This window comes from Cupriavidus sp. GW823-FHT07A04 (assembly GCF_058794615.1).
The window spans coordinates 79,211-101,992 of sequence record NZ_JBXAHA010000006.1; the positions used below are offsets into that span (position 1 = coordinate 79,211).

The 22,782-nt window shown below is 67.6% G+C and carries 22 protein-coding genes; 7 read left to right on the forward strand and 15 right to left on the reverse strand.

What is annotated here, in order from left to right; all coding sequences use genetic code 11:
• Positions 1-49: 49 nt before the first annotated feature.
• Positions 50-529: a cytochrome c-550 PedF gene (gene pedF / locus AC1Q7Q_RS12070; protein WP_492372500.1), complete on the reverse strand. Its 480-nt coding sequence runs from the start codon at positions 527-529 to the stop codon at positions 50-52.
• 268 nt (positions 530-797) lie between these two features.
• Here pedF and AC1Q7Q_RS12075 point away from each other — a divergent pair, with 268 nt between their 5' ends.
• A complete protein-coding gene (locus AC1Q7Q_RS12075) occupies positions 798-2,837 on the forward strand; it encodes a sigma-54-dependent Fis family transcriptional regulator (protein WP_492372499.1) in 2,040 nt (679 codons plus the stop codon).
• A 28-nt stretch (positions 2,838-2,865) separates the two neighbouring features.
• Here AC1Q7Q_RS12075 and AC1Q7Q_RS12080 read toward each other — a convergent pair whose 3' ends face one another.
• Together AC1Q7Q_RS12080 and AC1Q7Q_RS12085 are read right to left on the reverse strand one after the other, a co-directional pair.
• The gene (locus tag AC1Q7Q_RS12080) at positions 2,866-3,801 is read right to left on the reverse strand and encodes an MBL fold metallo-hydrolase (RefSeq protein ID WP_492372498.1); all 936 of its coding nucleotides are present in this window, start codon (positions 3,799-3,801) and stop codon (positions 2,866-2,868) included.
• A gap of 23 nt (positions 3,802-3,824) precedes the next feature.
• Positions 3,825-4,754: an alpha/beta fold hydrolase gene (locus AC1Q7Q_RS12085; protein ID WP_492372497.1), complete on the reverse strand. Its 930-nt coding sequence runs from the start codon at positions 4,752-4,754 to the stop codon at positions 3,825-3,827.
• An 86-nt stretch (positions 4,755-4,840) separates the two neighbouring features.
• On the opposite strand from AC1Q7Q_RS12085, the gene pqqA reads away from it, so the two are divergent.
• From pqqA to pqqE, 5 genes are all read left to right on the forward strand, one after another.
• Positions 4,841-4,915 (forward strand): pyrroloquinoline quinone precursor peptide PqqA, encoded by a 75-nt coding sequence (gene pqqA / locus AC1Q7Q_RS12090; protein ID WP_006161450.1) that lies wholly within the window; start codon positions 4,841-4,843, stop codon positions 4,913-4,915.
• Between the two features lie 112 nt (positions 4,916-5,027).
• The gene (gene pqqB, locus AC1Q7Q_RS12095) at positions 5,028-5,945 is read left to right on the forward strand and encodes a pyrroloquinoline quinone biosynthesis protein PqqB (protein WP_492372496.1); all 918 of its coding nucleotides are present in this window, start codon (positions 5,028-5,030) and stop codon (positions 5,943-5,945) included.
• On the forward strand, positions 5,942-6,634 hold the full coding sequence (gene pqqC, locus AC1Q7Q_RS12100; RefSeq protein ID WP_492372495.1) for a pyrroloquinoline-quinone synthase PqqC: 693 nt from the start codon (positions 5,942-5,944) through the stop codon (positions 6,632-6,634). Before pqqB ends, pqqC begins: the two co-directional genes overlap by 4 nt.
• Entirely contained in the window at positions 6,631-6,903 is a 273-nt protein-coding gene (pqqD, locus tag AC1Q7Q_RS12105) for a pyrroloquinoline quinone biosynthesis peptide chaperone PqqD (RefSeq protein WP_035862268.1), read from the forward strand. The genes pqqC and pqqD overlap by 4 nt, the downstream gene beginning before the upstream one ends.
• Positions 6,875-8,071: a pyrroloquinoline quinone biosynthesis protein PqqE gene (gene pqqE, locus AC1Q7Q_RS12110; protein WP_492372494.1), complete on the forward strand. Its 1,197-nt coding sequence runs from the start codon at positions 6,875-6,877 to the stop codon at positions 8,069-8,071. The genes pqqD and pqqE overlap by 29 nt, the downstream gene beginning before the upstream one ends.
• A gap of 153 nt (positions 8,072-8,224) precedes the next feature.
• Here the strand turns inward: pqqE and AC1Q7Q_RS12115 are convergent, their stop codons facing one another.
• The 11 genes from AC1Q7Q_RS12115 to AC1Q7Q_RS12165 all read right to left on the reverse strand — a co-directional run bounded on the left by AC1Q7Q_RS12115 (position 8,225) and on the right by AC1Q7Q_RS12165 (position 19,382).
• Positions 8,225-8,518: a c-type cytochrome gene (locus AC1Q7Q_RS12115; protein ID WP_492372530.1), complete on the reverse strand. Its 294-nt coding sequence runs from the start codon at positions 8,516-8,518 to the stop codon at positions 8,225-8,227.
• Positions 8,519-8,676: 158 nt separating this feature from the next.
• On the reverse strand, positions 8,677-10,419 hold the full coding sequence (locus tag AC1Q7Q_RS12120) for a PQQ-dependent methanol/ethanol family dehydrogenase (protein ID WP_492372493.1): 1,743 nt from the start codon (positions 10,417-10,419) through the stop codon (positions 8,677-8,679).
• Between the two features lie 192 nt (positions 10,420-10,611).
• Positions 10,612-11,544, reverse strand: coding sequence for a quinoprotein relay system zinc metallohydrolase 1 (locus tag AC1Q7Q_RS12125; RefSeq protein ID WP_492372492.1), 933 nt, complete (start codon positions 11,542-11,544; stop codon positions 10,612-10,614).
• Complete coding sequence (locus AC1Q7Q_RS12130; protein ID WP_492372491.1) at positions 11,541-12,305, reverse strand: quinoprotein dehydrogenase-associated SoxYZ-like carrier; 765 nt, start codon at positions 12,303-12,305, stop codon at positions 11,541-11,543. Before AC1Q7Q_RS12130 ends, AC1Q7Q_RS12125 begins: the two co-directional genes overlap by 4 nt.
• Positions 12,302-13,126: an ABC transporter permease gene (locus AC1Q7Q_RS12135; RefSeq protein WP_492372490.1), complete on the reverse strand. Its 825-nt coding sequence runs from the start codon at positions 13,124-13,126 to the stop codon at positions 12,302-12,304. Before AC1Q7Q_RS12135 ends, AC1Q7Q_RS12130 begins: the two co-directional genes overlap by 4 nt.
• Before the next feature lie 18 nt (positions 13,127-13,144).
• Positions 13,145-14,326: an ABC transporter substrate-binding protein gene (locus AC1Q7Q_RS12140; RefSeq protein WP_492372489.1), complete on the reverse strand. Its 1,182-nt coding sequence runs from the start codon at positions 14,324-14,326 to the stop codon at positions 13,145-13,147.
• Entirely contained in the window at positions 14,319-15,329 is a 1,011-nt protein-coding gene (locus AC1Q7Q_RS12145) for a PQQ-dependent catabolism-associated beta-propeller protein (RefSeq protein WP_492372488.1), read from the reverse strand. The genes AC1Q7Q_RS12140 and AC1Q7Q_RS12145 overlap by 8 nt, the downstream gene beginning before the upstream one ends.
• Positions 15,326-16,114, reverse strand: a complete 789-nt coding sequence (locus tag AC1Q7Q_RS12150; protein WP_492372487.1) for an ABC transporter ATP-binding protein — start codon at positions 16,112-16,114, stop codon at positions 15,326-15,328. The genes AC1Q7Q_RS12145 and AC1Q7Q_RS12150 overlap by 4 nt, the downstream gene beginning before the upstream one ends.
• On the reverse strand, positions 16,114-17,109 hold the full coding sequence (locus tag AC1Q7Q_RS12155; protein WP_492372486.1) for a tripartite tricarboxylate transporter substrate binding protein: 996 nt from the start codon (positions 17,107-17,109) through the stop codon (positions 16,114-16,116). The genes AC1Q7Q_RS12150 and AC1Q7Q_RS12155 overlap by 1 nt, the downstream gene beginning before the upstream one ends.
• A gap of 228 nt (positions 17,110-17,337) precedes the next feature.
• The gene (locus tag AC1Q7Q_RS12160; protein WP_492372485.1) at positions 17,338-17,961 is read right to left on the reverse strand and encodes a response regulator; all 624 of its coding nucleotides are present in this window, start codon (positions 17,959-17,961) and stop codon (positions 17,338-17,340) included.
• On the reverse strand, positions 17,958-19,382 hold the full coding sequence (locus tag AC1Q7Q_RS12165; RefSeq protein ID WP_492372484.1) for a histidine kinase: 1,425 nt from the start codon (positions 19,380-19,382) through the stop codon (positions 17,958-17,960). Before AC1Q7Q_RS12165 ends, AC1Q7Q_RS12160 begins: the two co-directional genes overlap by 4 nt.
• A gap of 167 nt (positions 19,383-19,549) precedes the next feature.
• Here AC1Q7Q_RS12165 and AC1Q7Q_RS12170 point away from each other — a divergent pair, with 167 nt between their 5' ends.
• The gene (locus AC1Q7Q_RS12170; RefSeq protein ID WP_492372483.1) at positions 19,550-21,991 is read left to right on the forward strand and encodes a TonB-dependent receptor; all 2,442 of its coding nucleotides are present in this window, start codon (positions 19,550-19,552) and stop codon (positions 21,989-21,991) included.
• Positions 21,992-22,142: 151 nt separating this feature from the next.
• On the opposite strand, the gene AC1Q7Q_RS12175 is transcribed toward AC1Q7Q_RS12170, so the two are convergent.
• Positions 22,143-22,559, reverse strand: a complete 417-nt coding sequence (locus tag AC1Q7Q_RS12175) for an organic hydroperoxide resistance protein (RefSeq protein WP_492372482.1) — start codon at positions 22,557-22,559, stop codon at positions 22,143-22,145.
• Positions 22,560-22,782: the final 223 nt, after the last annotated feature.

The following is a 22,782-nucleotide window of genomic DNA, read 5'->3' on the forward strand; positions in this document are numbered from 1 at the left end:
TCCGGGGGTACGGGAATCCGGGCAAGCGCGGGCAGCCCCCCTCCTCCCCTTACTCGTGGCGCGATTCAAGGTAAGTCTTGATGGACCAGACGGCTTCCTGGCTCAGCACCCCGTCGAACGGCGGCATGTAGACCCGGCCGTCGCGCGTACGCCCCTTGCGCACGGTGGCGGTGAAGTATTGCGAGACCTCGCCCATGCATTCCTGCTTCTTCTTCGCGTTGGCCAGCGCCGTGCAATCGCCATCGAGCTTGCGCAGATCCGGCGCGATGCCGCCGGACACCGCTTCCAGCCCATGGCAGCGCGCGCAGTTCTGGTTGTAGGCCGAGGAGCCGATACGCAGTGCTTCCTGCTGCGCATCGCCGGTCCTGTATGGATTATCCGGACGCCATTCTTCACCGAGTTGCGGTAGTGTCTTGGTGTCCACAGCTTGCGGCGTGACGTCGCCATGAGCCGATGCGGCTTGGGGTAGCGCTGCGGCCAGGAGCGTGCAGATGGCAATCAGGGCAAGTGTGCGGCGTGGTGTTTTCATCAGTGTCACCTCCAGTTCCAGTTGTTGAACTCGTTTTGAAGGTGACTTCCGCAAAAGCCATACCAAGCGCAAAGTGGGCCAAAAACCGGGCCGGGCCCCGGCAAATGGTTAGCGTGTGACACAGCAGGCCAACACCAGTGCCCTGGAATGCAACACCCTGGCAAGCGTTTTGCTTCATGACGCAACACTTCCGGGCCATGTCGATCACGCCAGGACCCGGAACGACCCGCGCACAGATCGCGGGCGACTTCCACAGGAGACAGAAAAAATGACATTCCAAGCGGCCGCTGGCCCGCATGTGCCCGGCGTCTCGCCGGCGGTAACGGGCAACCCGGCGGAGGGCGACCGGCCCGGCCTGATCGCCCAGGCCCACCAGCGCTCCGAATCCTATGGCTTGCGGCCCTATGAATCGCCGGACTTCTGCCCGGTGCTCCAGAACGAGCTGAAAACCCAGATAGAGCGCAGCCAGTCGCTGTTTACCTACGCGCTGCCGGTCATGGAGACACTCTATGACCAGATCGTCAACACGCAGAGCATGGTGATCCTGACGGACGCTGCCGGCCTGATCCTGCACTCGCTGGGCGATGACGATTTCCTGGCCAAGGCCAGCAAGGTGGCCTTGCAGCCCGGCGCCCTGTGGTCCGAGGAAAGCCGGGGCACCAACGCCATCGGCACCGCGCTGGCCGAGAACAAGGCCACGCTGGTCCACGGCGCGGAGCATTTCCTGGAGGCCAACCGCTTCCTCACGTGCTCGTGCATGCCCATCCTCGATGCCTACGGCAAGACGGTCGGCGCGCTCGACGTGACGGGTGACCAGCGCGGGTTCCACAAGCACACCATGGCGCTGGTGCGGATGTCGGCGCAAATGATCGAGAACCAGCTGTTCGCCAATGCCTTCCAGGACATGGTGTGTGTCCGGTTCCACTCGCGCGCGGAGTTTATCGGCACCCTGGTCGAGGGCATCGCCTCCTTTACGCCGGGCGGACGCTTCCTGTCGGCCAACCGCAGCGCGCAGTTCCAGCTTGGGATGTCGGTCGGCGCCTTGCACGCGCACACCTTCTCCTCGCTGTTCGGCCTGTCGCTGTCGCAGTTGTTCGACGCCGAGCGCAAGGTCCAGGGAGGCGTCGTGCACTTGCCGCTGCCAAGCGGCGTCAAGGTCAGCGCACGCATCGAGTGGAAAGCGCCCGCCGCTTCCGTTCCGGCGGTGGCCATCGACCGTGGCAGCGCGCAGGCCCAATGCAGGCCTGAAGCCACCTCCCTGCCCCACCGTGCTGCCACGCAGCCAACCCAGCCCGGGCTGGACGACCTGGACACCGGCGACGCCCAGATCCAAGGTGTCATCACCAAGCTGCGCAAGGTGATCGGCAAGGATATTCCCATCATGGTGTTGGGGGAAACCGGCACCGGCAAGGAACTGCTGGCCCGCGCCATCCACGCCGACAGCCCGCGCCATGCCGGGCCCTTCATCGCGGTCAACTGCGCCTCGATACCCGAGACGCTGATCGAATCCGAACTGTTCGGCTACGAGGAAGGCGCCTTCACCGGCGCCCGCAAGAAGGGCGGCATCGGCAAGATGCTGCTGGCCAATGGCGGCACCCTCTTCCTCGATGAAATCGGCGATATGCCCTTGCACCTGCAGGCGCGCATGCTGCGAGCGCTGCAGGAGCGCGCGGTCACGCCGCTGGGCAGCAGCAAGGTGATCCACGTCGACGTGTCCGTGATCTGCGCCACCAATCGCAATATGCGGGAACAGGTCGCCAATGGCTTGTTCCGGGAAGACCTTTACTACCGCCTGAACGGCCTCGTGGTGCGGCTGCCGGCATTGCGCGAGCGCAGCGACCTCGATGTGGTGGCCAACAAGCTGTTGCGCGAGGGCCAGGCCAGCGGGGGACCGCGCATCAAGGATGCGGTCATGGCAATGTTCCGCAGCTATCACTGGCCGGGTAATATCCGCCAGCTTGGCAACCTGCTGCGCACCGCGCGGCTGATGGCCGAAGGCGAGCCGGAGATCACCGAGGACCACCTGCCCGACGATTTCCTGGAAGACCGGCTGGCGCGCCAGGCCACCCACCCCACGCACGACGCCACGGTGGCGGCAGACGCCGCACCGGACGGCGAGCGCGCCGCGGGGGCAGCGCCCCGCGCCCAGCCCACCCGCCTGTCCGACGTCGAGGTGCTGACCATCGCCGCCGCGGTCAAGGCGCACCACGGCAATATTTCCGCGGCGGCCAAGGCGCTCGGCATCTCGCGCAATACGGTCTACCGGAAGCTGGACGAGGCCAACGCGCTGCCGCAGCAGGATGGCTGAGACGGCAGCCGTGCGCGCCGGCTGGCGCTCAGGCCAGCGGCTCGCCGTTCATCCACAGGTCTTCCAGTTCGCGCCAGGCGTGCTGCACATTCAAGGGATGGCGCGAAGCGAAATAGCGCCAATGGCGGTACGGCTCGGCGGCGGCAGGGCTGAGCACGCGCGCCGCATCGCCCCCTGCTTGCAGTGCGGCGGCAACACCGCCGGCCAACGCGTCCAGGTAAGCCAGCGTGGGCGCCAGCGTTTGCGCAGGCGTGCCCGGCGCGGTGCCCACCACGATATCGGCGGGTAGCGCGGACACGGCGCGCAGCGCGCGCCGCCAGCCTTGCAGGGAAGCCTCCTGCATCTCCGGAACGCGGTCGCGGTAGGCCAGGCTGCCCACGCATAATAGCCGCCGCCGCGGCGCATACAGCACAGTATCCGAAGCGCTATGCGCCCCCGCGTGGACCTGCACCTCCCATGCGGTGGCGCCGGTCTGCAGGCGCTCGCCATGGCGCAAGCCGGGTTCAGGCAACACGATCTGCGTGCCACGCATCGCCGCTGGCCCCAGTTGCGCGGCCAGCCGGGCCAGGCACGCCTCGCAGCGCTGCCGCATCAGGCCAGCGGTGGCGGCAGAGGCCAGGAACGCGGGGCGCGGCCGCAAGCGTGCGAACGCCGCGTTGGCCAGCACGTTCTCGGGATGCGCATGGGTATTGACCACCCAGCGCACCGGCTCGGGCGTCACGGCCCGGATCGCCGCCAGCAGCCCGTTCCCCCAGGCCAGATGCGGGCCCGGGTCGACCACCAGCACCCCGGCTCCGGTCACATGGACCAGGGTCGGCACCACCTCTGCGGCATTGGCCCGCGCTACCTCGGCATTGGCCGCGCTGGCTACATACACACCAGGCTGCAACCTCACCAGCACCACGCGGCCAAATGCCGCGGCCGGCCCGGCGCCGCCGAGCGCCATCACCAGCAGGCCGCCCATGAATCCGCGCCGGGTGGGATCCGTCACCGCTGCCGGCCCGCCGCGCGAATGGCGGCCCGCAGGGCCTCGGCCATGGCACCGACAGGCAAGTGTCCGCCAGGCACCCAGACCATCCGCGCCTGGGGCATGACCGCCTGCAAACGCACGGCGTTGGCCGGCCGGCAGACCGCATCGGCACGGCCATGCAGCAACGTCACCGGCACGTCCCGCGCGCCGATCTGCGCCGCTGCCTTCAGCAGCGCCGGCTTGCCCAGCCCGGCGCGGCGGCGCAGGTAATGCGCCTGGACCCGGTATTTGTCCACCGTCGCCATGCGCTCGCGCCACGGCTGGCGCACCAGCTGCGTCCGGCCAAGACCCAGCATCCGCCGTTCGGCGCGCTGCCACTGTCCGGCAGTGTCCAGTTTTTGAACAGTCGTACCACTTTGCAACACTCGCGACACAGTGAGCAGGCGGGCCCGGGCATCGGACGACCGCTCGCCCCTTGCCATGACGCGCCGCAACATTGCGCCGCCGCGCGGAGAAAAAAGCCGATGGATATCGTCGCGGCCAGTCAGGAAAGCGCCCCGCAGGACCAGGGCCGCCACCGCGTCGGGATAGCGCGCGGCATAGGCCAGCGCCAGCGCTGCACCCCAGGATCCGCCCACCACGCTCCAGCGCTGGACGCCAAGCGCTCGGCGCAACTGCTCCAGGTCTGCCAGCAGCGCGCCCGCCGTATTCCGGCGCAGCGTCCCGGCGGGCCGCGAACGGCCCGCGCCACGCTGGTCAGGCATCACTACGCGGTGCCGCAACGGATCGAACCACGCCACCATCGACGGGCTGCAGCCGCTGCCCGGCCCGCCGTGAAGCACCAGCCAAGGATCACCCGTGGCCGAGCCAGCCTGTCGCACATGCATGCGGTGGCCATCCCGCATACGGAGAAAAGAACAGTGGGATGGCGGCGGCGCTGCGGGCATGGATGTTGCCTCGGAAAGAACGCGGCGATGTCCGCCGCAAGACAACACGATGCATTCACTAACTATGCCACCCCTGAGGAGGAGACATGAACTGGACCACCCCCGCCTACAAAGAACTACGCCTGGGTTTCGAGATCACGATGTACATCGCCAACCGCTGAGCCTCTTTGCCTGAACGCGCCAACCTGGCAAGGCCCGCTCCCCGCGGGCCTTTTTTCTCGCTGGCGGGCTTTTTGCTCTTCGACTCTGTCACGAACCCTATCGATACGCGCCATGACAATACTCCGGGTCCTGGGATCGGCCGCAGGCGGTGGCTTTCCCCAGTGGAACTGCAACTGCCGCCAATGCGATGGCGTACGCAACGGCACGCTGCGCGCCACGCCACGCACGCAGTCGTCGATCGCCTTGAGCGACGCAGGGCAGGACTGGGTGCTGGTCAACGCCTCCCCCGACATCCTCGAGCAGCTGCGCCAGGCGCCAGCGCTGCAGCCGGCGCGCCAGCCGCGCGACACTGGCATTGCCGGGGTGGTGCTGATGGATGCGCAGATCGATCACGTGACCGGCCTCTTGATGTTGCGCGAGCATCGGCAAGCGCTGCCGGTCTACGCCACCGCGGCGGTCCTGCAGGATCTCGGCACAGCGTTCCCGCTGACACGCATGCTGTCGCACTACTGCGGGCTGGACACGCACACGCTGGCCCTGGACGACGCGCCCTTCACGGTGCCACCGCTCCATAGTGTGATGCTCACGGCGGTGCCGCTGGAGAGCAAGGCGCCGCCCTATTCTCCCAACCGCAACGCGCCGCAGCGTGGCGACAATATCGGGCTGCGCATTGTCGATGCCGCCACCGGCCGGCGCGCCTTCTATGCGCCCGGGCTGGGCCGCATCGAGCCGCGCGTGCTCGACGAACTGCAGCGCGCCGACGTGGTGCTGGTGGACGGCACCTGCTGGCGCGACGATGAGATGCAGCAGCTTGGCTTCTCCGCCAAGACCGCCGCGGACATGGGGCATCTCGCGCTGTCCGGCCCGGGCGGCATGATCGAGACGCTCGACCGCCTGCCCAAGGCACGCAAGATCCTGATCCACATCAACAACACCAACCCGATCCTGGTGGACGACTCGCCGCAGCGCGGCCTGCTGGCGGACCACGGCATCGAGGTGGCCTACGACGGCATGGAAATCTCGCTATGACACAAGCCACGGCCTGGAGCCCCGCCGAATTCGAAGCGCGCCTGCGCGCGAAAGAGACGGGCTATCACATCCACCACCCGTTCAACCTGCGCATGGCGGCCGGGCAATGCACGCCGGCGCAGATTCGCGCGTGGGTGGCCAACCGCTTCTACTACCAGACCAGCATCCCGCTCAAGGACGCTGCCGTGCTCTCCAACTGCCCCGACCGCGCCACGCGCCGCGAGTGGGTTGTGCGCATCCTGGACCATGACGGCACAGACACCCAGGAAGGTGGCATCGAAGCCTGGCTGCGGCTGGGCCAGGCGGTGGGACTCACGCGGGATGCGCTGTGGTCGCACCGGCACGTGCTGCCCGGCGTGCGCTTCGCCGTCGACGCCTATGTGAACTTCGCGCGGCGCTCGCCCTGGCAGGAGGCCGTGTGCTCCTCGCTGACCGAGATGTTCGCCCCGGAAATCCACAAGGAGCGCCTGGCCGGCTGGCCCGGGCACTATCCGTGGATCGAAGCGCAAGGCCTGGATTATTTCCGCTCGCGCATTCCGCTTGCGCAGCGCGACGTCGATCACGGCCTGCGCGTGACGCTTGGCTACTTCCGCACGCCGGAGCAGCAGCAGCGCGCGCTGGACATCCTGCAATTCAAGCTCGACATCCTGTGGTCGATGCTCGACGCCATCCAACTCGCCCAACCATGACCCCGACCGAAGCCGACCTGACCAAGCCGACGCTGCACCGGACCTTTCGCCTGCAGTGGGAAGACGCCCAGCAGAGCTGGATCCTGCTGTATCCGGAAGGCATGGTCACGCTCAACGACAGCGCGGCTGCCATCCTGCAGCGCTGCGACGGCAGCCACACTCTCGACATGCTGATCGACGACCTGCAGTCCGCCTTCGGCGTGCAGGGCATCGCACCGGAGGTACACGCCTTTGTCAAACATGCCATCGAACGCGGCTGGCTGGTCTGAGCCGCCAGCAGCCATGGCGCCGCCGGGGCCGCCGCTATGGCTGCTGGCGGAACTGACCTACCGCTGCCCGCTCCATTGCGCCTTCTGCTCGAACCCGGTGGACTATGCCCGGCATGATGCCGAGCTCGACACCGCCCAGTGGCGCGACGTCTTCACCCAAGCGCGCGCACTGGGCGCCGTGCAACTGGGCCTGTCGGGCGGCGAACCCCTGCTGCGCAAAGACCTGGAAACACTGGTCGAACATGCCCACGGGCTGGGCTTTTACACCAACCTCATCACCTCCGGCATCGGCCTCACGGATGCGCGGCTGGCCGCCTTGCGCGTCGCCGGGCTTGACCATATCCAGCTATCGTTCCAGGACTCCACGCGCGAACTCAACGATTTTCTCTCCAGCACCCGTACCTTCAACCTGAAGCAACGCGTGGCCCGCCTGATCAAGGCGCACGGCTATCCGATGGTGATGAACTGCGTGCTGCACCGGCATAACCTGCCCCATGTCGGCGCCATCATCGAGATGGCGCTGGAGATGGGCGCCGAATACCTGGAACTGGCCAACACCCAATATTACGGATGGGCCTGGGAGAACCGGCAGGCGTTGATGCCCACGCATGAGCAGCTGCGCGAAGCCGAAGCGGTCGTGAATGCATACCGCGCACGCATCGGCAACCGGTGCAAGATCCTGTTCGTGGTGCCCGATTACTTCGAGCAACGGCCCAAGAAATGCATGAACGGGTGGGGCACCACCTTCCTTGGCGTGGCGCCCGACGGCGTCGCGCTGCCCTGCCACGCGGCCCGCATGCTGCCCGGGCTCGACCTGCCGAACGTCACCACGCAATCGCTGCGTGAAATATGGCGCAACAGCGACGCCTTCCAGCGTTTTCGCGGCACGCACTGGCTGCCGCAGCCTTGCCGCTCCTGCGACTCGCAGGCGCAAGACCATGGCGGGTGCCGCTGCCAGGCGTTCCTGTTGACCGGCGATGCCGCCGCCACGGATCCGGTGTGCGATCGGTCGGGAGACCATGGGAAGGTCATGGAGATCGTGCTACAGGGCAGGCTGGCCGAGGCACAGGCGCGCGGCCGGGAGCACGGGATGGTCTTCCGCAGCGATGGGAATTCGCTCAGGCTAAGCAGCGAAGCGGACTGCGCTGGTAGTGAAAGAGGTAAATAGAAAATCGAGAACAGAAAAATCAAAGACGTTTCACACCGTGCCTGGGCAGCCATGCGGGCCGATGTGAAACGTCCTTGCGAATCCTTCCTTCGTCTCCGGTTTTTATCCGACCGTCAGGTCTGACACCGGTCTCCTCCAATGCTCCTCCAATGCTCATCCGATACTCAGAACCCACTCTGCCAGTTTCCTGGCATCCGTCTCACTGAGCTGATCGTGTGGCGGCATGGGAATCCGTCCCCAAACGCCTTTCCCGCCCTCACGGATCTTTTTCGCGAGCCGCTCGGGTGCTTCCCCGTCGCCCTTGTACTTGCCCGCTACCTCGGCAAAGCCTGGCCCGACTACCTTGGTCTTCATGCTGTGACAAGAAAAGCAGCCGCTCTTGTCGGCCAGCGCCTGCATATCGGGCGCCGCTTCGACCCGGGTGGCACACAGCACCATCGCCACCATCGCGACCGTGGCCGTGGCCGTCAACGGCAGGAATCCTTTCGCCTTCTGCATATCTACGTCCCAATGCTCTGATCATCGACCCGCCCTTGCGCGTGCCGGCGCCGGTGTGCGATGCCGGCACGCGCAGGGCAGCTACGCTACATGGTGTCCGGCAACATTCAGCTCTTGTGCAGCTTGAACACCCACACCGATCCGCCCTGCTCCAGGAAATTCACGCGCTTGGCGACTTCCCCGCCCCACAGCGGCACGGCGCCGCCCCAGCCCGACACCACCGCCACATACTGCTCGCCGCCCTCCTCCCAGGTAACCGGAGGCGCCACCACGCCGCTGCCCGTCTGGAACTTCCACAGTTCCTTGCCGGTCTTGGCATCCGCGGCCTTCAGGTAGCCCTCCGGCGTGCCCCAGAACACCAGCCCGCCGGCAGTGGTCATCACCCCGCCCCACAGCGGCGCGTAGTTCTTGACTTCCCACTCGATCTTGCCGGTCTTGGGGTTGATCGCGCGCAGCGAGCCGATGTAGTCCTCGTTGAGCGGATGGATGGTGAAGCCGGCGCCGAGGAAGGCGGCGCCCTTCTTGTAGCCCACGGGTTCGTTCCAGATATCCATGCCCCATTCATTGGCTGGCACATAGAACAGGCCGGTCTGCGGGCTGTAGGCCATCGGCTGCTGGTTCTTGCCCCCGAGGAAGCCCGGCGCGGCGAACACGGACTGGCCCTTCTTCGGATCGCTGCCCGCCGCCGGGTCGCCCGGCCGGCTTTCCGCGACCATGTTGGGTCGTCCGGTCTTAAGGTCGATGCTGCTGGCCCAGGTGATCTTCTTGACGAAGGGAAAGGCGTTCACCAGCTTGCCGCTGGTGGCGTCGTTGACGTAGAAGAAGCCGTTGCGGTCGGCCTTGCCGCCCAGGCGCTTGCCGTCCTGGTCGAAGGTCACGAACTCGTTGACGCCGTCAAAGTCCCAGCCATCGTTCGGGGTGTTCTGGTAGTGCCAGACAATCTTGCCGGTGGCGGGATCGAGCGCAACGGTCGAGGCCGAATACAGGTTGTCGCCCTTGCGCATGTGGCTGTTCCACGGCCCCGGGTTGCCGGTGCCGAAGTAGGCAAGGCCGGTCTGCGGATCGTAGGTGCCGCCAAGCCAGGTGGCCGCGCCGCCGGTCTTCCAGGTCTCGCCGGGCCAGCTGGCGTTCTGGGTGCCGGTCACACCGTTCTCGGTCTTGTTGCCGTCCTTGTCATACTTGTAGCCCATATGGCCTTCCACCACTGGCCTGGACCACACCATCTGCCCGGTCTTGGCGTCGCGTGCCTCGACCCGTCCCACCACGCCGAACTCGCCGCCCGAGACGCCGGTCAGCACCATGCCTTTGACGATCAGGGGGGCCGCCGTGTAGGAGTATCCGGCAGCATAGTCTTCGATCTTCTCCTTCCACACCACCTTGCCGGTCTTCTGGTCCAGCGCCACCAGTTGCGCGTCGAGCGTGCCGAAGATCACCAGGTTGTCGTACAGGGCCGCGCCACGGTTGACCACGTCGCAGCAGGGCATGATGCCCTCGGGCAGGCGGTGCTCATATTTCCACAGCTTGGCGCCTGTCTTCAGGTCGAGCGCGTAGATGCGGGAATAGGAGGCGGTCACGAACATCTTGCCGTCGTGGATCAACGGCTGCGCTTCCTGCCCGCGCTGCTTCTCGCCGCCGAAAGAGAATGACCACGCCGGCACCAGCTGGCCGATGTTCTTGGTGTTGATGCGGTTCAGCGTGGAAAAGCGCTGGCCTTGCGGGCCCATCCCCCACGACAGCACGTCGCCCGGCGACTTCGCGTCGTTCTCGATCATGGCATCGGTCACCGCGGCCTGCGCCACCAGGCTCGCGGTAGTCGCCGCGAGCACCATCATCACGCGTAACGTCCTCATTGTCTGCTCCTCTCTCTTGTTGTCGATCTTCGCCGGTGTGCCACGCACACCAGACAGACTCTTGGCAATTCCCATGCCAATGGAAAACACCCGCATCCGGGCCCGCGGCAGCCTGCCAATGCCTGGATGGCGTACCAGCGCGGAACACTCCGCTGCCGTTGTTGCGGAATTGAACAGCACACCTGCCCTGACTCAGCGTCCCAACGCGGCGTCCTCATACGCCGGGTAGAGGTGCGTCACATTGCGTACGTACTCCGCCGGCATGGCGCCCCAGCGTGCATATGCGTGCGGCACCGGCATGGCGATCACCTCGGCCAAGTCGCGCCCCTGGGCTGCCGCCTGGGTCATGCGGGCATCCAGCCACTGCAGGTAGCCGCGTGTCTGCGCGACGGCATCCGCGCTGCCGAGCGCCGGTCCGTGGCTGGGGATCAGCAGCCGCGCGCCGCTGTCGCGCAGCAGCACCTGCAATTGGTCCAGGCTGGCCAGCCAGCGCTTGAGATCCGCGTGGGGTGTGGTCGGCACGCGCTCGCGAAACGCCACGCCGCCCGCGAACACAATGCCGGCGCTGCGGTCCACGATCACCAGGTCGTCGGCGGTGTGGCCGTCCATCCGGATCAGATCGAAGGTGTGCCTGCCGATCGTGCGCCGGCCCGGGGTCAGCACGTGGCGCGGCGGCGCCGGTTCGGTGTCGCGCATCCAGTTGCCGCACAGGCGATAGAGGTTGTCGGCATAGGCAGGCCCTTCGCGCCGGGCGCCGTCGATGGTGCCGGCCAGCGCGCTGCCGCCCACGTCGGCATAGGCCTGGTTGCCGAAGAAGTAGTCCGGATGCAGGTTCAGATTGAGCACCAGCCGTACCGGCGCCGCCGTGACCGAAGCAATGGCACGGCGCTGCTGCTCGCCATATTGGCGCGACGGCCCGGTATTGATCACCACCACGCCATCACCCGTGTCGATAAAGGCGGTGTTGATGATGTTGCAGCCGTTGTCCGGCGCGAAATCCGCGTTCGCCCCTTCCAGCAGCCACACGTCGGCGGCGACCTGGCGTGGCGCCAGGCGATAGTCCCCCGCCTGCGCCAGCGCCGCCTGCGCTGCCAGCCATAGCAGGATACCGAGCACGCGCTTCATGGCGTCACCTGCGCCGCGAACCGGTTGCCGTTGTTATCGCGCCCGGTCACCGTCATGCCGCGCTCGCTGGCCCCGCGCAGGTCGAAGGAGAAGATCGGGTTTTCAGCGACCGGTTCGTATAGCGTCAGCCGCAGCATCGCTTCCCGCGTGGCGTCGAGCAGGTTCAGCGACTCCACATGGAAGGCGGGGATACCGGCCACCAGCCCGGTGTCCATCGGGTGCATCACGCGTAGCCGCACCCGGCCACCGGCGCCGCCGAGGCCGGGGAACACGCGCGATTCGACCCGGTTCAGCGTGGTGCTCCATGAGCCGTCGCGGCGGGTCGCGCCCGGCACCGTGCAGCCGCCGCCGCTGGCATCCACCATCACCCCGCCCACATGCCACACGCCGTCCGGCGTGCGGGCCGCCACGCGCACCGGCGAGGCCTGCTCCAGCTTGAAGCGGAACGACAGCGAGGGGCGCACCTTGAGCGGCTCGAACTCCAGCACCTTGCGGATCGGGTTGCGGTCCACCACCACCACGATGCGATCCACCTCGCCGAGCGCCGATGCATCGAAGGCGATCGGCACCCGCATCGGATCTTCGGCAAAGGCCGGCCCGGTGACCTTGACGCGGCTGTCGAACATGAACGGTGCCTGCTGCAGCGCTTCCTTGTGCACCAGCGGCCATTGCGGCGACTGCAACGGATCGCGGCTCTCCAATGCCCACGCGCCCGCTGCGGCCAAGGCCAGGCAAGCCGCCAGCGGCACGGCATGCCTCATGCCGCCCCCCCGGCCTGGCGCACGCGGCGCGCCATCCCGCGCTGCGGGTCGTAGCCGAGCAGCGCCAAGGCGAAAAACACTGCCGTGCAACCGGCCACCACCGCGAGGCTGACTGGCGCGGCCTGCCCGTACAAGGCGAAGCGGATCGCTTCCACGGCATGGGTGAAGGGATTGAAGCGCGCGAGCTGGTAGACCACGGTGGCGCCGGACTCCTCCAGCTTCCAGAGCGGATACAGCGCCGAGCTGATGAAGAACATCGGGAAGATCACGAAGTTCATGGTGCCGGCGAAGTTCTCCAGTTGCCGCACGTGCACCGACAGCAGCAAACCCAACGCCCCCAGCATCAGCGCGGCCAGCACCATCACCGCCAGCGCGCCGGGCAGGCATGCCGGCGCGAAGGTCACGTCGAAGGCCATGGCGACAAGCAAGAAGGCGATCATCTGCAGCAACGAAAGCAAAGTGCCGGCGGCCAGCTTGCAGGCCAGCAGCCAGGCCCTGGGCAGCGGCGCGGTCAGCAGCAAGCGCATCACGCCCATCTCGCGGTCGTACACCATCGCCAGCGAGGACTGCATGCCGTTGAACAGCGCGATCATGCCAAGCAGGCCGGGCGTGACAAAGACCTTGTATTCGACATAGGTGTCATAGGGCGGCACGATGGCAACGCCGAGCGCGTTCTGGAAGCCGGCCGCGAAGACCAGCAGCCACAGCAGCGGCCGCACGAGGGACGAGAACAACCGTCCAGGCTGCCGGAAGAACTTGTGCAATTCGCGCCCGGCCACCGCGCGCAAGGCGCGCCAGGCGTGGATCAGGGTGGTAGTCATGGCTCGGGCGTCGCCTCCTTACTTGCCTGGCCGGCACGCGGTGTCGGCGGCGTCGGCGCCCAGCGTGTCGAGATTGTTCTTCGGATGCAGCACGCCCTCCACCGGGGCCACGCCGACCACGCCGTCGGGATGCGCCAGCAGGACCGGCTGGCGCAGCTGGCGGTCCCAGCGCCGGAAGGACAGCGGCGGCCCCTTGAAGCCATCCACCACCACCGCTTCGGTGACCAGGGCCTCGGCTTGCCCGGCAAAGCCGCCCTTGGGCTGCCGCGCCACGCTTTCGGCGATCGCCTTCACAGCCACCCATGCGGCCCAGTCGTATCCGGTCATGGGACGGCCCGTTGCCTTGATAAAACGCCGGTTCAACTGCGGCCCGCCGTTGCGCTCCCAGGCCCAGTGCCAGGCCTGAGCGGTCAGGCCGCTGGCACCCACCACCGGGCGCGGCAACTGGGTGGCGTAGGGCACGCTGCGTGCGAACTCGCCGTCGGCATCGGCCACCACCACCACGTCGTAGTCCACGCCGGTGGTCAGCAGGCTGAGATTGCCCAGCTCGCGCTCGCGCGGATCGTTCGACAGCTTGAACGCGCGCTGCGCCGACCACGTAATGCCAAAGCGGCGGGCTGCCTGCGTGAGCACGGCGCGCTGCGCCGCGTCTTGCGGCGACGGCCCGCTCAGCAACAGCGCACGGCGCCACTTTCGCAGTGCCAGGTATTGCATCAGCGCATCCGCCTGCATGCGCTGGCTGGGCAGCGTGTGGAGCAGGTGCGCAGCGCAGCCGGCGCCGCGCAGTTCATCGTCGGCGGCGGAAACGTTGAACAGCAGCGCTTCGCCGGGCTTGACCGCGCGCGCCGCCAGCCTGACCGCCGGAGCCGGCAGGTCGAGCAGGATAAAGCGCGTGCCCTGGCGCGCCAGCGCGGCTACCATCGGCCCCACCTCGGCTTCGCTGCCGGCTTCCTGCGCATCGAGCCGCAAGACCTGCCCGGCGGCTTCCAGCGCAAAGCGCGATTCCGCCGCTGCCACGCGCGCGCCGTCCACGGGACGGCCTTGCTGCTGGCCGGGATAGCGTTGCTCCATCCGCCTGGGCGCATAGCGCGCATCGTCGGCCATGGAAACCACGGCCACCCGTACGTCAGCCGCGTGCGCGGTGGCCGCCAGCCACGCGAACACGGCCAGCCAGCGCAGCCCGGTCGCCGGGCTAGTCATCGATCGCCACCGAATGCGGCACCCTGCCCGCCTTGAGCGTGGTCACGGCCTTGCGGCTTGCGGTGTCGACCACGCTGACGTCATCCGACAGCCCGTTGGCCACGTAGAGCAAGGCGTTATCGCGTGTCAGCGCCAGGCCCCAGGCGCGGCGGCCCACCAGCATGTAGTCCAGCACCCGGCGCGAAGCCACATCGACCACGGCCACGTGATTGGCGCGGCCCAGCCCGATATAGGCGCGCTTGCCATCGCTGCTGGCGACCAGCCCGACCGGGGTCACGTCCTCGGCCCGGAAGCCCTTTGGCGTGAAGGCGATGGTCTGCACCACTTCCAGCGTATCGGTGCGGATCACGCTGACGCTGGCGGCCAGTTCATTGGTCACCCACAGCTCCTTGCCGTCCATGGCCAGCAGCAGGCGGCGCGGGCGGTTGCCGACCTGGATATTCCTGATCAGCTTGCGCGATGCCACGTCGATCACATGGACCAGGTTGGCCACTTCCGAGGTGACGTACACCCGCTTGCCATCCGCGCTGGCCTTCACGCCCTCGGGCTCTTCACCCACCTTGATGGCAAACACCTTCTTGCCGGATGCGATGTCGTAGGCCGACAGCAATCCGTCCTCCTCGTTGGAGACGTAGAGCGTGCGGCCGTCGGGACTGAGGTCGAACAGTTCCGGATCGTCGCCGACCGGCAGCGAGGCCACGGTCTTGCGGCTCGCCACGTCGACCACGTCCACCCGGTTATCGTCGCTGCAGGCCACGTAAAGGCGCCGCCGGTCCGGCGACAGCTGCAGGTGGCGCGGGCGCTTGCATTGCCGCCAGACGGCGATCAGTTGCCTGCTGGCGGCGCTATAAGCGGCCACGGCATCGTCTTTTTCGCTGGAGACGAAGACCTGCCCGGTGGCATTGCGGCTTTCGGCGGCACCGGCCACGCCGGCGGCAATCAGCAGCAGCATGGCGGCCACGGTGGCGCAGGCGATAAAGCCAAGGGTGGGCGGCTTGTTCATGCGGGGATGCGCTCGGTGGCTCGCTCGGTGGCACGGACAGGCGATGCGGGGAAGGTAGTCAGGGCCAGGAAGGCCTGCTCCAGGCTGTCACGCTCGGCGGCGCCGCGCAGCGCGGCCGGGGTGCCATCGAAGCGCACCGCGCCGCGATGCAACACGATCACGCGATCCGCCTGCTCGACCTCCTGCACCAGGTGCGTGGCCCACAGCACGCCGGCTTGCGCCTGCGCGGCAAGCCGGCGCGCATCGGCAACGAGCTGCGCGCGCGAGGCCGGATCGAGCCCGACAGTGGGCTCGTCCATCAGCAGCACGGCAGGCTCGTGCAACAGCGCGCGCGCCAGCTCCACCTTGCGCCGGTTGCCGCCCGAGAGCTCGCGCACGGCCGCCCCGGCCCGCTCGGCCAGGCCGAAATCCTCCAGCAGCCGGGCAATCCGCCCGGCGGCAACGCGGCGCGGCAGCCCGTGCAGGCCGGCATGGAAATGCAGGTTGGACAGCACCGACAAGTCCAGGTCGATGGCCGGCTGCTGGAACACGATGCCGAGCCGGGCCAGCGCGCGCACCGGGTGGCGCCGCATATCCATCCCCATGACCGTGACCCGCCCCGCGTCGGCCACGAACAAGCCGCTGAGGATCTGGAACAGCGTGGTCTTGCCTGCGCCGTTGGGGCCCAGCAGCGCAACGAATTCGCCGCGCCGCACGTCGAGCGAAACGCCGTCCAGCGCATGCTGGTTGCCAAAGCGCTTGCGCACGGCCTCACAGCGCAGCGCCAGCTGGGATTCCGGGGCCATCACAGGTGCTCCTTCGGCAGCGCCGTGCCCACCCGCTCGGCAAAGCGCCGCTCAACGTCCCAGGCGCGCTGCAGGTAGGCTTCGTACCGGGCGGTGTTCAGGTAGGTCAGTTCCTGGTCGTACCTGGCCAGCTCGGCCACGTGGCGAGGCTGGTACATGGCGATGCGGAACGCGTCGTGCAGGCGGCTGACGATCAGCGGGTTGGTGCCGCGCGGCACGCCGATGCCATAGGGCGAGTTGTGGATCGCGTGGTCGAAGCCCAGCTCGCTGACGGTCGGCACCTCGGGCCAGCGCGCCGAGCGCTGCGCGCTGAACACGGCCAGCAGGCGCATCCGAGCGCTGTCCACGAAGGGCGCGAAGCCGGTCGAGTTCACGCCCGCCATCAGCGAGCCATTGGCCACCGCCAGCATCTGGTCCGCGGTGCCGCGGTAAGGCACGTGCACATAGCGCACGCCGCTGCGCCCGAGCACATCCTCCATGGCGAGGTGCGCGGTGGTGCCGATGCCGGTGGAACCCACCGTCAGCGCCCCGGGATGGGCACGGCCCCAGGCAATCAGGTCATCCAGCGTGTGGAAGGGGCTGTCCGCGGGCACCACGATGCCGAACGTGTAGCCGGAGATCATCAGCACCGGCTGGATGTCGCGCAGCGGCTGCCATGCGGTTTTCTGCTGATGCGGGAAGCGATAGACCGTCAGCGGCAACTGGCCGATGGTGTAGCCATCCGGCCGCGCGGCGGCAAGCGCGCCGCCCACCAGCGTGCCGCCGGCGCCCGGTTTGTTCTCCACCACGATGGGCTGGCCGAGCTCGCGCCCGGCCAGCTCCGCCAGCACACGCATCGAGATATCGGTGGCACCGCCCGCCGGCCATGGCACGATCAACGTGATCGGGCGCACCGGAAAGCGTTGCGCGTCCTCCGCCGGCGCGGCCAGCGCATTGGCCAGCCCATGGGACAACCCCAGGCAGAGCAGCAGCGCGAAAGCAAGGCGACGAAGCATGGCGTGGCAGGAGGTGGAAGTGTTTATGCCAGTTAGAGGAGCAAGGCCGATACCATCTGCGGTGCAGCATGAGCGCTGTGCGCCGCCAGGCCTTCTCCCGCATCGTCCCGGAGGGCGCCTGCCAATCAAGCAGGGACGCGCGTTGTGCAGTGCGCTGGCGAGCGTTGTACCGCCACGGAACACGGCTTGCGCGCGCGGGGCAGCGCTGTCCCGTTTTGACACAGAGGCTCAGCCGAAGCCGTGCTCCACCGCATAGCGATGCATTTCGACCCGGTTGGCCAGGCCCATCTTCTTGCGGATCAGCGTCTGGTAGTTCGCCACCGTCTTGGTGCTGAGGTAGAGCTGCGCGGCCACTTCCTCGATCGCCGTGCCGCGCGCAAACAGGCGGAACAGGTCGAACTCGCGCGGCGACAAGGCCAGGTGGGGCGGCAGCTGGCTGCCGGCATCGACCAGGCCCGCGACATCGTCGGACAGCGCCTGCCGCCCGTTGGCCACCTTGCGCACCGCATCCACCAAGGCCTCCGGCGCGCTGCTCTTGGTCAGGTAGCCGGCGGCGCCGGCCCGCATGGCCTGGCTAACGATGGCGGCGCTGTCGTGCATGCTGAACACCAGGATCCGCAATGCGGGCACCCGCGCGCCCAGCCGCTGCAGCACTTCCATGCCGCCGCGCCCGGGCATCGACAAGTCCAGGATCAGCACGTCGGCGGGATGCTGCGCCAGCCAGGCGTAGGCGGCATCGCTATCGCCGAACTCGGCCACGACGCGCACCCCTTCCTCGAGTTCGAGCAAGCGACGGTATCCGGTGCGCACTACCGCGTGATCATCGGCAAGGACGACGTCGATCGTTTTCATTCGCTCTGGCTCCCATGCGGTTGAACCGGTTGAACCGGCTTGGCGCAGGCCTGCGGCACCAGCGGAAAGCTCGCACTCAGGCGGCAGCCGGGTGTGGCGAGGGCCGCAGCGCAGGCAGGTTCGATGTGCAGCGTGCCGAGATGGGCCCATGCACGCTCCTGCATGCCCCGCAGGCCATGACTGCGCTGCAGGGCCGCGGCGACGTCGGCAATGCCCTGGCCGTCGTCCTCCACGCTCCAGCGCACCGCTTGCCCGGCGGCCGTGGCAGCAATGCGGATCGCCACGCGGCGTGCGCCGGCATGGCGCATCACGTTGGTCAGTGCTTCCTGCGTCATGCGGTACAGCGTCAGGATCAGGTCCGGGCCCGGCGCCACGCCGCCAAGCGCCACCGCATAGTCCACCTGCACCTGCTGGCCCGGCTGGTCGCGCCAGGCCTGCACCAGATCCTGCAGCAGGCGCTCCACCGAAGCCAGCCGGCCGTCGGGCTGCACGCCGTGCGGCCGCAGCCGGTGCAGCAGATGGCGTACCTCGTGCTGGATCCTGGCGCAATGCCCGGCCAGGTCGTTGGCAACGAGTTGCAGCACGGGCTCATGGACGCTCTTGCGCACCAGGTAGGCGGCATCGGCGCGCATCGCGGTGAGCACCTGGCCGAACTCGTCGTGCAGTTCTCGCGCCAGGCGCGCGCGCTCGCTTTCCTGGGCGGTCAGCAGCTTGCGGCTCAACGCGCGGCGCTCTGCCTGGGTTTCGTCCAGCGTGCCGGCCAGGTGGTTGAGCGCGCGGCGGAGCTGGTCCATCTCGCGCGTGCGCATGGGCGGCAGGCGGGCACTGTAGTCCTTGTCTTCGTAGCCCCGGATAGCCGCCAGGATCTGTTGCAGGGGCGCGAGGGCCCGTCCCAGGGCCCAGTGGATGCCAAGCAGTAGCAGCGCGCCATAGAGCGCCAGCACGGCGAGGTTGGCGGCCATGTCGCCGCTGGCTTCCCGGATTTCGCTCTGCGGATTCCAGCGCAAGGCGGCGCGGTAGGTGGCGCCGTCGCGGGTGTGGATCTGCCAGCTGCTTTCCAGCCGCGCCGCATCGGCACCCAAACCCGGAAGCGCAAGCAGGCCGCCCAAGGGGGAGCTATCCCGTGGCTGCGGCGCGCTCACCAGCACCTGGCCCGTTGCATCCTCCAGATGCAGCCACAAATGGCGCATTTGCGCCGATGCGTTGATGGTGCGCAGGGCGGCAAGATGCGCCTCGCGTGCGGCCGGCGCCGCCGTCTGCAAGGCCGACAGGCGCGGAATCAGCTTCGCCATGGCGTGCGCGCCACGCCGCTCGTCGTCGATGGCGCGCACCGCGAGCCATAGCGCCACCACCAGCGCGCAGCACAGGCAGGCCGCGCAGATCCAGATGGCGCGGCTTAACAGATAGCGAGACATCGTCATGGCAATGACGCCCCCGGGAGGTTGCAGTGGACGGTAGGGATGGCCTGCGGATCGGGAGGTTTTCCCGAAGCCCGAGGTACGGAACCTGCTCCCCGTCCCTCAAGTTGTTTCCCCCAAGCCGGCACCCAACGCAGGTGCCCCGGCCAATCATTCCGAGGAGATGCAAGATGCCAGCCAACCTACCCCCACCCAGGCGCAGGACCCCGCCGGGACGCGCGACCCTGCGCCGCGGCGCGCCACGGCGCGGCGCGGCCACTGCCATCGCACTGGCCGTGGCATTGCTGGCCGCCCTGCCCGCTGTTGCACAACAGGACAGTGGTGTGCAATCCGGGGACAGTGCCACGCTGCCCGAAGTCATGGTGGTAGCCACCGCACCGCTGCCGGGCATTGGCGTGGACCGCGACCTGGTGCCGTACACGGTGCAGACGGTCAGTGGCGACGACCTGAACGGCACGCGCACCGGCACCCTCGCCGAATACCTGGCGCGTAACTTCACCGGCGTCAACGTCAACGACATCCAGGGCAGCCCCTTCCAGACCGATGTCACCTACCGCGGCTTTCGCGCCTCGTCGATCCCGGGTGTGCCGCAAGGGCTATCTATCTACCTGGACGGGATCCGCGTCAACGAGCCCTTCGGCGATGTGGTGAGCTGGGACATGATTCCCGAAGCCGCCCTGGAAAGCGTCTCGCTGGTTTCCAGCGCCAACCCCGCCTACGGCCTCAACACGCTCGGCGGCGCGCTGGCCATGACCACCCGCTCTGGCCTCACTTCCCCCGGTTTCACCGCCGATCTCTCCTATGGCAGCGGCAACCGCAAGCGCGCCGACCTGTCGGGCGGCATCCGCAGCGACAGCGGCTGGCACGCCTTCGCCGCCGGCACCCTGTTCCAGGAACACGGCTGGCGCGATCATGCCGAAGGCCGGCTCGGCAACCTGTTCCTCAAGGCCGGGTTTGAGGGCGAGACCAACAGCTGGGACGTCTCCATGCTGCACGGGCGCAGCACCCTGATCGGCAACGGCCTGGTGCCCAGCTACCGCGCTAGCGGCAATGCCATGCTGCCCGGGCTCTACGAGAGCAATCGCGGCGCCGTCTATACCTATCCCGACAAAACCGAGAACATGGTCACCCAGGCCGCCTTCAACGGCCGCCACTGGTTCGACGACAAGACCAGCGCCGCCGTGCTCGCCTATGTGCGCACCAGCCGCCGCGATACCACCAACGGGGACGTGAACCCGGTCTACGACGCCTACGCGGAAGACTGCGAAGATGGCTTCAAGGCCGACGGCAGCCCGCGCAAGTCCCGCTGCGGCTACACCCGGAGCGAAGGCGCGGCGCTGGATCCGGCGGTGCTGAACACCACGCACATGTGGCAGCAGTCCGTCGGCATGGCGTTCAGCTTCGCCAAGGAGACGGAAAAGCACCTGCTCAACGCCGGGCTGACGTTCGACCGCAGCCGCCTGACTTACTCGCAGTATGAGCAGCTAGGCACCTTTACCGACGACCGCGGCGTGATCGCGGACCCGAATGCACCGAACGAACTGTTCTCCGGCGTCAGCGGCACCTCGCGCGCGATTGGCGTGTACCTGTCGGACACCTGGGCCGTGACGCCCAGCACCTTCGTGACGGGTTCGGCCCGCTGGAACCACGTGGCCGTGAACAATACGCTGCGCAACAGCGACGGCAGCGAGCAGCCGAGCGAGAGCTTCACCTACCGCCGGCTCAACCCCGCGCTTGGCATGACGCAGAAGCTGGGCGCCGGGGTCTCGCTATTTGGCGGCTATGCCCAGAACAACCGCGTGCCGACGGTGCTGGAGCTGGGTTGCGCCGATCCCGCCCAGCCCTGCCGCCTGCCCGCCGGCCTGCAGGCCGACCCTTACCTCAAGCAGGTCGTCTCGCATTCCTATGAAGTGGGCGCGCGCTGGCGGCCCTCGAAGGACACGGAAGTATCCGGCTCGTTCTACCGCATTGATAACCACGATGACATCCTCTTCTTGCGCGCACCCAACACGCAGCAGGGCTACTTCGCCAACTTCGACCGGACCCGCAACCAGGGCTTCGACCTGTCCGCCCGGCAGCGTTTTGGCAATGTCACGCTGCGCCTCGGCTACAGCTATCTCGAAGCCACCTACCAGGCCACCGGGCAGCTCGCGGTGGGCGAACGGACCATCGACGTCAAGCCGGGCATGCGCATGGCCGGCCTGCCGCGCCACACCATCAAGCTGGGCGCGGACTGGCAGGCACTGCCCGAATTGACCTTGGGCGTCGACCTGGTTGGCGTGTCAAGCAGCGTGACCAGCGGCAACGAAGACGGCCTGCGCGCCGACCCGCAGCCCGGCAAGGCGCCCAAGTACGCGGACTGGAGCACGCCCGGATACGCCACGGTGAACCTGCGGGCGTCCTACCGCGTCAACAAGCATTTCGAGATCTATGCGCGCGTGGCCAACCTGTTCGACCGCCGTTACGAGACCTATGGCCAGATCTCTAACGATCTGTTTCCCAACGGCAACTTGCTGCGTCCGCACGTGACGCCGCAAGACAACGCCAGCGCACTGTTCGTCGCGCCCGGCGCGCCGCGCAGCGCCTGGGTCGGCGTGGTCTACCGCATGTAATCCGACAATGGGAGCGCACCTGGCTACGGTCAATGGGCGATGCCGGCTTCAGGCCATTGGCGGTTAGCCGGGGCGTCTGCGCGCAGACTTCGACCACATGGAGGCTGGCCGTGACGCCCGCCCGGCGGCATCGGGCGGATCACGGCGCGGGTCAGACCAGATGCAGTTCAACCTGGACGTTGCCGCGCGTGGCTTTCGAATACGGACAGATCTGATGCGCCGCTTCAACCACCGCCTGCGCCACCTCCTGGTCGAGACCCGGCAGGCTGACGTTCAGGCGGGCCTGCAGGAAAAAGGCGCCATCGGTGGTGCCGAGGTCCACCTCGGTATCCAGTGCAAGGTCCGCTGGCAGCTTGATCTTCATCTGGCTGGCGGCGCGGCCCATTGCCCCGATAAAGCAAGCCGACCATCCCGCGGCAAACAGCTGCTCAGGGTTTGTGCCGGCGCCGCTGCTGCCCGGTGAGGACAGCGTCAGATTCAGCCGGCCATCGTCGCTATGGGCTTGGCCATCGCGGCCGCCGGTGACGTGGACTTTGCCGGTGTACAGGACGTTCTCGATGCGGGTCATGATGTTTTCCTTGAGATGGGTTTGCGCTGGGCATTGCGCGGCCGGAGATCGCTTCGCATGTGCTCGGCATCGGGCCACGGAACGTATTAAAGGCGGTCGACGTATCAGGCACGTAGCACGTCGCGGCCGGTTCTGTCTGGCTATGTATCCCGATTGCCGCGTGATACAGACGCATACAAAAAACCTGCGCCAGGTAGCGCAGACGCGACACGGGACCGCGATG